The following is a 7,971-nucleotide window of genomic DNA, read 5'->3' on the forward strand; positions in this document are numbered from 1 at the left end:
ATGTCGCAATCCACACCAGGCCAGAAGGCCCTCACCCATTTCAAGATCTCTCAGCCGAGAACTGCGTCACCAACCTCCGTGGACAGAACACCTAGCTCTTGCTGAGGCCCTGCTCGACTACATGTACGTTTTCACAAACCAGTACGAGCAGTTCAAGGCCAGACGATCGAAGCCCTCTTCACGCGGCGATGCGGGCAAGGCCGGTTCGAGCCAAGACTCTGACTGACCATCCGTTCACGGCATCAGAGTCGCTTGTCAAGACCGCGTCCCGCGGGTGACAACAGCTGCTGACACCAACAGCCATGGACAGCGGCGGTCAGCACCGAACCTCAGCGGACCACTCGCCGAAACGCAGAGGCGGTTACCGGTGTCGACGATGCTTCGTGATCAACCTTATAAGGATGAGGCGAGGCCTCAAAGCCTCGGCTCAGGCCGGGCGCCGTGCACACCATCGGCCGGCGCACGTCGCCTTGACTCGGGCATTGGGACCCCGCCGCCCTACGCGAGCAAGGTGACCGTTCTTTGTAGCGAATCGATCACAAGGGCCACAGTGCCTCCTGCCTCGCGGCATCATCACTCGTATGGCGACGTCATCAAACCAGCAGACGGACCTGCGCAAGGTCTATTACCAATGTCGACTCGGTCGCGATGATCTGGATCGCCTGTTCGCTGTGGCTTCCGACGGGATACCGCCCGGCGGAGTCCAGATTTCCACCATTGCGGGCAACACGCGGTATTGGGAAGCGACCCTTACGGAGCTAGTGGCGGCTGTTAGAACTGGCACGCCGGAAGTCGGCCACGATTGGACCAATATCTCCCTCAAAGCGGAAACCCCTTCAGGGGAGCGATCCGTAACCATCACGCTTGACAAAGAGCGAGCGGAGCTGAATGTCGCCGGTGCGGACTCGACGTGGGTATACGGCCAAACAGCAAGACTAGAGGCCTTCCTGACCGCTCACGGCGCGGCTATGAGTTCACCCAAATATGAAATGAAGGTATCCTTGGCATTTCTAACATTCTTCTGCATCTTTGGTTATCTTTGGTTGACGCGTGGAGGGCATGTCGAATCGGCAGAGGAATGCATAAAGAAGGCACAGGCCGCGCGCGGCAATCAGGTGTACATAAACGCGGCGATTGGCGCGATGCTGGCTGTTGGCGTCTTGGGTGTCCTCTTCAAGGTGTTCAAAGAGAGGGCATCTAGGGCGCGCCTGCTGATTGATGGATCGATTCCTACAGGATCTTGGTGGGCACGCCTTACCGCCTCGGAGAAGATCGCCGCAATCGGTATCCCGGTAGCAGCTTTGGCCACAATCGGCACCCTAGTTTCTGCCGCCAGTGATGTTTTCAGGAAATAAATCGAGGGCCCACAGGGGGCCCTCGATACTTGGCGCGACTTAACTACCTCTCACGCGCAATCATCAAGACAAGCGCAATGAGCAGCAGGAAAATCGGTTCCATTACGGACTCCCTCAAGTCATGCCCGCTTCGGGGCGGTGGACGCAGGGAGTCGCGCTGCTGCCAAGTAGCAGCATTGTGCACGGCCTCGGCGCTTGGTGTCACCCAGTTGCGCAAGAAGTTGCGACAAGCGCAGGGCAGGGGGCGTACACGGCCGTGTCACACACCGACCATGGTCAACAACGGTTCCATGGGATCGAGATGCGCTGTTTCCGGGTTTTCCTGCTGGTCGGCAGGACCGATGGTCCGTAGATCGGCTGCTCAGGCCGGCCACACAGCGCGCCTCGCCTAGCGCACCGGCTTGCTACCGTGCGCCCCCACCGCGCCGCCCCCTCGGTGCTGACGGATCCGAATCATGAACGCGTATGAGGGGATTCGGGAACTATGGGGGTTGGATCGTCTTCGCGGTGCTGATCGCGGGCTGGTTGACCTTCGACTTTGGACCGGTCGTGCTCCAGGCCCTGTCCGCGGTCAGCACCTTCTACTTCTTCTTCAACGTGCCCGTCTGGTGCGGAGCCCAGGGACGCGGCGGCACCTGCCGCAACAACAGTCACGGAGTCCTTATGGGCTGTCACCTTCGGCAGCACAAGTGGCAGAAGATCAAGATGATCTTCTGGAGCGCTCGTTGGGCAAGGCTCAGGCAAGAGCTGTTTCAGAACGCGACCACCACACTGGCAAGCCTCGGCGGCATCCTCGCGGTGACGTCGGGCATTGCAGCCGCTCTTCGGCGGAGGGTGGTAGCGACTCGCTGACATCCATGTTTGACATCAACGACAGCAGACAGCAGCAGTCGGGCGCGCTCCTCGACGGAACCTGTCCAGTTGGCTTGACGGCCAGGGAGACGCCTCGGAGCGAACTCCTAAAGCGGTGCTCAGCTCCCGCCGTTTAGTGCACTACTGATCTCCAGAAGGCGCCCCTCGGACAGAGCGAAGGCGTTGCTTGGGTTTCGGTAGGAGTGCCCACCGTCGTTGATCCAGACGCCGCCTGCCGACCTCCACCGAGCGGGAGCCCATTGGCCCTGGTTCTCAAGGAGCATCCGTGCCACCTCGGCGGGCTCTTCGATCAGGGTGAGAGCGGCGAGCGCAGGGGTGAGGGCCGCGGCAGCATCGTCGGGTAGCAGCGCGTCGCCGAGTGTGGGGAAGAGCAGCAAGAGACGGGCGTCAGCATCACCAATGCCTTCTGTAGCCGACCGCCGAGCAGCGGACAGCAGTTCCGGCCAGGCCATGCCGGGCCCCATAAAGTGACCGTCGACCACAGCGAGGGTTTCCGCTTCGGACCAAGCTGGCTGATGGATCAGATAGTCCACGCCCCATCCGTCCACGACGTTGCGGTAGACGACGTAGATGGTGTGACCGGAGCGCAGCGGCACACTGAACACCGGCCACTCATGCTCGGCGGACAGCGTGCGATACAGCGCCATAGCCGCATCCCAGTCGGCGCCGAACGCGGCTCGTTGTGCGTCCTCCCCACGCAGGCAGGAGCCGAGGTGCACAGGCCAGAACAATGGGTCGTCCAGGTAGGCGTCGCCCCGGACCAAGGGGCCGCCTTCGTATCCGGGGATCTTGAGCATGTGCAGATGATGGCACGCGGGACAGCCACCGCGTCAGGAGCGAAGCTCGGCCCTCTTCCGTCTCAGTTTCCGTCTCATTCAGCGCCGTTCACGGTCGTTCAGACGAAACCGAACGCCGTAGCCACGCAGACATCCGGCCGCCCATGAACGCAGGTGAATGGCCCCGTCCGAGGCTCCCGGGGCCACCACCACAGTTGGAAAGCGACCGCCTGCTCACGCGGCAAGTGCCGTACTCAGTGCGCGGCCGGCGCTGGCAGGCATCTCCTTGGCCATCAACGAAGCCCGACCGTTGGTTAGGTCCCAGGTCGTACCTGGGCCACCCCCAACAGAGCCGGGGATGCAGCTGCTCTACAGAGTTGGACACCTCGGAAGCCGACCGCGCGTCAGAGACCCTAGCTACGAGCACTGACAACGCTCCCCAAGAGCACGACCTCTGACACTGTGCGGCTCGCACCACAAGCGCACCAGGCCAGGCGGGGAACAGCCGGGAATCACGGTGAACGCAGTCAAGCCCAACGGGGCGGCGCCATGGCCGTTCGCACAGGTCAGCGCCCCAACCCGCCGCAAAATCCCGCAGCTTCCGAAGCTGATTGCCGTGAGCGTAGGGCCGCACAGCTGTCACAACCAAAGGTCCGAACTGGCGCACCTGCTCGCCCTGGCCACGTCAGAATCGGTTCATGGGGCGTTGTGCTGCTGTGACACGGCAAGGGCGAGCATGCCGGAACTCTGCGGGCTGGAACGGCTTCTGCCACGTACACGGCGGTGGCGGCCAGAGTCGGGCACCCGCGCTGCGCCAGCCTCCGAGACCCGCACGTGTGGCACACGGTCTGGGGCCTCAGCGCCTAAGGAGACGAAGAGGCTGGTTGTGGAGGCTGCGGTATCTCTGCGTGAGTTGGTTCGAAGTGCTGAGCAGCGCTATAGGTCGGCGCTGGCGAACTTAGAGACTGAGTCGGAGCCTGGATGGCTGGGCCGTCCCTGGGCCGTCCGAGGTCGCTCGACAGTGGCCAATGACGACCAAAGACGACCACCAGGCGCACGAGCCCACTGCTCCTGACCAGCAAAAACCCAGCTCACCAAGATCCCCGGCAAGACCCAGGGCAAGAAGAAGTAAGCCCCCACGCACAAGCCCCCTACCTGCGGGTTCTCCGTGCGTAGGGGGCCTGTTGCTGTGATGGGGCCGTCTCTCGTGACGTCGGGAAGTCCGGCTCCGGCTGTTCTCTCGTCTCTGCCTGGGCTCCGGCATCGCATAGGGCTACCACGGCTGCCGTGGCGTCTTCCCGAGGCGCGCCGTCGAGGATCACGGCGGGAATCTGCTTCGTCAGAAGCCGGCTGTGTCAGAGGCTCAGCCCCGTCAGCCGGCGTACGACCTGAGCGACCTCCAGCACGCGGACGCCGGCGTCGGTGAGAACTACGTCATGGGGCACGTCGTCGCACACCAGCATGAAGTACTCGTCTGCCATCGTCATCCCCCTGGCTCCGGAGCCAGCGACCCACGCAACCGCCGTGTCGCTTCGGTTCCGCGGCGTCGAAGACGGAGGTCACGGCTGTTCGGCGAAGGTACTCTGACCGGTCACACTCCGCCAGGCAAGCCAGTGCCGTCTTGGCATGCGCATCAGGCGACGGTGTACTCCGCGTCCCCGAAGTCCGCGACCACGCGCAGTCGACCGCCGAGCGCTTCCACGTAGGCCCGGAGGGTCGCGACCTCCGCACGATCCAGCTCACCGTGCTCGATCGCGGAAACCCGAGGTGCTGAGACCCCCATCGATTCGGCAACTTGGCGCTGAGTCAACGCCTGTTCACGCCTGACCTCCGCAAGCTTGTGAGCGCGTACTTCGGCGGTCAGCCGGTCCATGGCCGCTTGCTTCTCCTGAGGCGACCGCACCGGCAGCCCCGAGGCCGCACGCCGCTCGCGAGCCTTGCGCTTGGTCTCCTCCCAGCTCACGGTGCTCATTCGTACTCCCTGGTTTCAAGATCGGCCAGATGTGTCCGGTACCGCTCCTCAGCAAGCGGAATATTGCTGTCGTACCAGCGCTGCCAGTTGCCGGCCTTGTCGCCAGCCACGAGCAATACTGCCCGGCGCACCGGATCGAAGGCGAAGAGAATGCGGATCTCGCTGCTCCCGGATGAGCCCGGTCTCAATTCCTTCAGGTGATGGTTCTCGGCCCCCTTGATCCGGTCGACCAGCGGACGGCCGAGCGTCGGCCCTGTGACCGCCAGCATGTCGATAGCGTCTTCTACCTGTTCAGCGCTGTCCCAGTCGTCTTCGGCCAGAGCCTCGAACCACGCCGCGACCTCCTCGACCAGGACCACTTCCCATTGAGCCACGCGCCTCATGTTAATGCAAGTGTTAACTTCGGCGGGGTGATCAGACGACGTGCGGCACACCTGGATAGGCCGCAGCAGGCACAGGCACAGGCGTTTCACCGGTGGGGTTATCCAAACTGATGGCTCAGGTGTAGTGGTTGCGGGTCGAGGCGTCGTGGCTGACTGTCGTCGGCCGGGTTTCGGCGTGGTCGCCCTGGCCGTCCCGCCCACCGCCGACCTCGCCAAGGCGCAACGGCTGCTCACTCATGGCGTCGCCAAGGAGTGGTGGGACGCGGAAGAGGGGTGCATCACTGCGCAGTGCCAGGCTGCTTTCTCAAGCTCATAGTGATCCGGCCGGAAGCAGAGCAAGAGTTCGGTTGAGCCGCGTCATCTCTGGAGCGTCAGTTGCCGACCGGGCTCTTCGACGCTACCGGGCGCCGCCACTCGTAGGCGCCGGGAGACGTCTCGACGACCTCGCGCGGGTAGGTCTCGCGGACCCGGGCGAGCAGGTCCCGCTGCTCGGCGGCCCACGTCTCCGACGGCGCGAACAGCGGGACGGTGACGGTCACTCCTGACGAGGGCCCGTCGTGAACGGACACCCAGAGCCCGCCGCTCCGGTCGGGCTTGAACTTCATCGAGGGAGTCCTTCCGGAATCGAGCCAGGTGGCGAACCGGCCGGATTCCAGGGTCGTCAAGGCGTCCTCCCAGTCCGCCAGGTCCTCAGGGAGGACGGTCACCGCGAAGGTGGCGTTGACGGCTTCCGTCACGATGACGATCTCGCAGTCGAGGACGTCGTGTCCGGTCAGGATCCCGGACTGAAAACGTCCGAGGACGCGTACGAAGACACGATGGCCGCTGGTGCCAGGCCTGTCGGCCAGGTGAATCAGATCGATGACGCCGTCCGCCGGACCCATGGGTTCCCTCCCCGAAGCAACATGCTCCGAGCATCCTGCCGGACCGCCCGCAGTGCCGCAGACCCCGCGAGCCCTGCTGCGCTTGCGGGCACTCCTCATGCGGGCGCCACGCTCATCTGCGGCGCCGGATGTACCAAACGGCGATGAGCACGATCAGAAGCGACAGCACGAAGGCCCAGACGGTCGTCGCCGCGTCGTAGGACTTGTACACCAAGGCCAGCATGGGGACACGGCTACCCGGCGTGCCGCGTGGCAGCCCTGGGGAAGCGAGCCGTCCTCGCGGGTGGGCTCACTCCGCGGTGTCGGTGGTCCCGGTGCGGATCGGTGGCTGGTCCGGCCATGTGAACGCGTAGGCGGGGGCACCGCCTCGGCGCAGCCGGGCGTAGCGGAGGAGTTCGCGGACGATGCCCGCGTTGCCCATGGCCCAGCCGGTGTGTGGTTCCAGGTCGGGTGGGGTGGCCCGGTGCTCGTGGTTGGACCAGCGGGCGCCCGTGGGGGCTTCGGCAGGTGAGCCGACGGGCCGGGGCGGTCGCCGGGCCGCCGAAAGCAGTCGAGCGCGCGCCGTCCGCCCTCGTACAGTCCGGTCCATGACAACGCAGGACTGGTTCGAGATCGACGACCCGGATGACGAGTTCGAGTTCACCGATGCCGAGCGGGAGTTCGTCTCGGGGCTGAACGGGTACTGCCGGGGCTGGGCGCCGGCCGACGTGTTCGGGGAGGTCGGCCGCCCCGACGACTGGGGGGCGCTCCTGGCGTCGGTCGGTCTGTCCGACCGGGCGGGGCCGCCGCTGCACCTCGTCGACCTGGGCGTGCACCTGGTCGGCGACCGTGTCCGGGGGGACCGGCTGCACAACCAGCTGTTCCACCTCCCGGACGCCCCCAGCGCATGGGCGCTCGACGCCACGGGGCCGACGGACCGGCTCGCCCGGCTCGCGGCGGACTGGTTCCGTGCCGTCCTGGACAAGCCGATCGTGCTGTACGTGTGGCTCCACGAGGACTACGCCTACGCCGCCCGCTACGCCTTCGCCGACAGCGGCGAGACGATCTGCCAGAGCTATGCGCGCACCGCGGCGCCGCCCGGTCAGGCCGAGGAGCTGATCGCGGCAGGGCACGTACGTGGCAGGGGCTGGATCCAGACCGTCGGACTGCCGACTCCCTCCCTCTACCTGCACATCCGGGGCGACCTCGGGAAGGCCGGTGGCATGGAGGGGGTTCCGGCGGGCGGGAAGCGCGGGCCGTTGCCCGGGCTCTGGTACGAGTGACCTCCCGCCCTCCTCGACGGCTGCACGGAACGCCGGTGCTCACCAGATCGACAGCGGGACCTCGTGGATCTCGTCGGCCGGGTGACCGGTGCGTTCGTGGACGCGCCTGACCGCCTCGGCCGAGGGTCCGTCGGAGAGGCAGTAGACGTTGCCGGACTCGGGGTCGGCCCAGGCCCGTTCGAAGTGCACGCCCTCGTCCTTCTCGGCGGCCAGGTCGGCCTCGTGGGCCTCCTTGAGCTGGTCGGCGGTGATGCCCTGCATCCCGTGGTGGACGTCCATGAACTGCGGCATGGCTGCCACCTCCTTCACCTTTCACGGGGCAGTTCCATGCTGCCCCCGACACGGGCGGACGGCACGCGCGCGACCGCACCGCCCCCGACACGGGCGGACGGCACGCGCGCGACCGCACCGCCCCCGACACGGGCGGACGGCACGCGCGCGACCGCACCGCCCCCGACACGGGCGG

At 65.6% G+C, this 7,971-nt stretch carries 11 protein-coding genes; 3 read left to right on the forward strand and 8 right to left on the reverse strand.

Going from position 1 to position 7,971, the window contains the following annotated elements; genetic code table 11:
- Positions 1-581 precede the first annotated feature (581 nt).
- Both AB0958_RS43650 and AB0958_RS43655 read left to right on the forward strand, forming a co-directional pair.
- On the forward strand, positions 582-1,355 hold the full coding sequence (locus AB0958_RS43650; protein ID WP_366896043.1) for a hypothetical protein: 774 nt from the start codon (positions 582-584) through the stop codon (positions 1,353-1,355).
- Positions 1,356-1,862: 507 nt separating this feature from the next.
- A complete protein-coding gene (locus tag AB0958_RS43655) occupies positions 1,863-2,207 on the forward strand; it encodes a hypothetical protein (RefSeq protein ID WP_366896044.1) in 345 nt (114 codons plus the stop codon).
- A gap of 119 nt (positions 2,208-2,326) precedes the next feature.
- On the opposite strand, the gene AB0958_RS43660 is transcribed toward AB0958_RS43655, so the two are convergent.
- The 7 genes from AB0958_RS43660 to AB0958_RS43690 all read right to left on the reverse strand — a co-directional run bounded on the left by AB0958_RS43660 (position 2,327) and on the right by AB0958_RS43690 (position 6,832).
- Positions 2,327-3,025, reverse strand: a complete 699-nt coding sequence (locus AB0958_RS43660) for a hypothetical protein (RefSeq protein ID WP_366896045.1) — start codon at positions 3,023-3,025, stop codon at positions 2,327-2,329.
- Between the two features lie 1,334 nt (positions 3,026-4,359).
- Complete coding sequence (locus AB0958_RS43665; RefSeq protein WP_366896046.1) at positions 4,360-4,491, reverse strand: hypothetical protein; 132 nt, start codon at positions 4,489-4,491, stop codon at positions 4,360-4,362.
- Positions 4,492-4,637: 146 nt separating this feature from the next.
- Complete coding sequence (locus AB0958_RS43670) at positions 4,638-4,976, reverse strand: XRE family transcriptional regulator (RefSeq protein WP_366896047.1); 339 nt, start codon at positions 4,974-4,976, stop codon at positions 4,638-4,640.
- The gene (locus AB0958_RS43675) at positions 4,973-5,359 is read right to left on the reverse strand and encodes a type II toxin-antitoxin system RelE/ParE family toxin (RefSeq protein WP_366896053.1); all 387 of its coding nucleotides are present in this window, start codon (positions 5,357-5,359) and stop codon (positions 4,973-4,975) included. The genes AB0958_RS43670 and AB0958_RS43675 overlap by 4 nt, the downstream gene beginning before the upstream one ends.
- Before the next feature lie 115 nt (positions 5,360-5,474).
- Entirely contained in the window at positions 5,475-5,597 is a 123-nt protein-coding gene (locus tag AB0958_RS43680) for a hypothetical protein (protein WP_366896048.1), read from the reverse strand.
- 133 nt (positions 5,598-5,730) lie between these two features.
- Positions 5,731-6,243, reverse strand: a complete 513-nt coding sequence (locus AB0958_RS43685) for a DUF5959 family protein (RefSeq protein WP_366896049.1) — start codon at positions 6,241-6,243, stop codon at positions 5,731-5,733.
- 289 nt (positions 6,244-6,532) lie between these two features.
- A complete protein-coding gene (locus AB0958_RS43690) occupies positions 6,533-6,832 on the reverse strand; it encodes a hypothetical protein (protein WP_366896050.1) in 300 nt (99 codons plus the stop codon).
- Here AB0958_RS43690 and AB0958_RS43695 point away from each other — a divergent pair.
- Entirely contained in the window at positions 6,831-7,505 is a 675-nt protein-coding gene (locus AB0958_RS43695) for a hypothetical protein (protein ID WP_366896051.1), read from the forward strand. The two genes, AB0958_RS43690 and AB0958_RS43695, sit on opposite strands and share 2 nt — an antisense overlap.
- Before the next feature lie 39 nt (positions 7,506-7,544).
- On the opposite strand, the gene AB0958_RS43700 is transcribed toward AB0958_RS43695, so the two are convergent.
- The gene (locus AB0958_RS43700; protein ID WP_366896052.1) at positions 7,545-7,796 is read right to left on the reverse strand and encodes an SCO4226 family nickel-binding protein; all 252 of its coding nucleotides are present in this window, start codon (positions 7,794-7,796) and stop codon (positions 7,545-7,547) included.
- Between the last annotated feature and the right edge of the window lie 175 nt (positions 7,797-7,971).

The organism is Streptomyces sp. NPDC006655 (genome assembly GCF_040703965.1).
GTDB lineage: Bacteria > Actinomycetota > Actinomycetes > Streptomycetales > Streptomycetaceae > Streptomyces.

What these genes read in the sequence shown, in the direction of transcription:
- AB0958_RS43650 (WP_366896043.1), top strand. Translation starts at nt 582, where the DNA reads ATGGCGACGTCATCAAACCAGCAGACGGACCTGCGCAAGGTCTATTAC.
- AB0958_RS43660 (WP_366896045.1), bottom strand. Translation starts at nt 3,025, where the DNA reads ATGCTCAAGATCCCCGGATACGAAGGCGGCCCCTTGGTCCGGGGCGAC.
- AB0958_RS43665 (WP_366896046.1), bottom strand. Translation starts at nt 4,491, where the DNA reads ATGACGATGGCAGACGAGTACTTCATGCTGGTGTGCGACGACGTGCCC.
- AB0958_RS43670 (WP_366896047.1), bottom strand. Translation starts at nt 4,976, where the DNA reads ATGAGCACCGTGAGCTGGGAGGAGACCAAGCGCAAGGCTCGCGAGCGG.
- AB0958_RS43675 (WP_366896053.1), bottom strand. Translation starts at nt 5,359, where the DNA reads ATGAGGCGCGTGGCTCAATGGGAAGTGGTCCTGGTCGAGGAGGTCGCG.
- AB0958_RS43680 (WP_366896048.1), bottom strand. Translation starts at nt 5,597, where the DNA reads ATGAGTGAGCAGCCGTTGCGCCTTGGCGAGGTCGGCGGTGGGCGGGAC.
- AB0958_RS43685 (WP_366896049.1), bottom strand. Translation starts at nt 6,243, where the DNA reads ATGGGTCCGGCGGACGGCGTCATCGATCTGATTCACCTGGCCGACAGG.
- AB0958_RS43695 (WP_366896051.1), top strand. Translation starts at nt 6,831, where the DNA reads ATGACAACGCAGGACTGGTTCGAGATCGACGACCCGGATGACGAGTTC.
- AB0958_RS43690 (WP_366896050.1), bottom strand. Translation starts at nt 6,832, where the DNA reads ATGGACCGGACTGTACGAGGGCGGACGGCGCGCGCTCGACTGCTTTCG.
- AB0958_RS43700 (WP_366896052.1), bottom strand. Translation starts at nt 7,796, where the DNA reads ATGCCGCAGTTCATGGACGTCCACCACGGGATGCAGGGCATCACCGCC.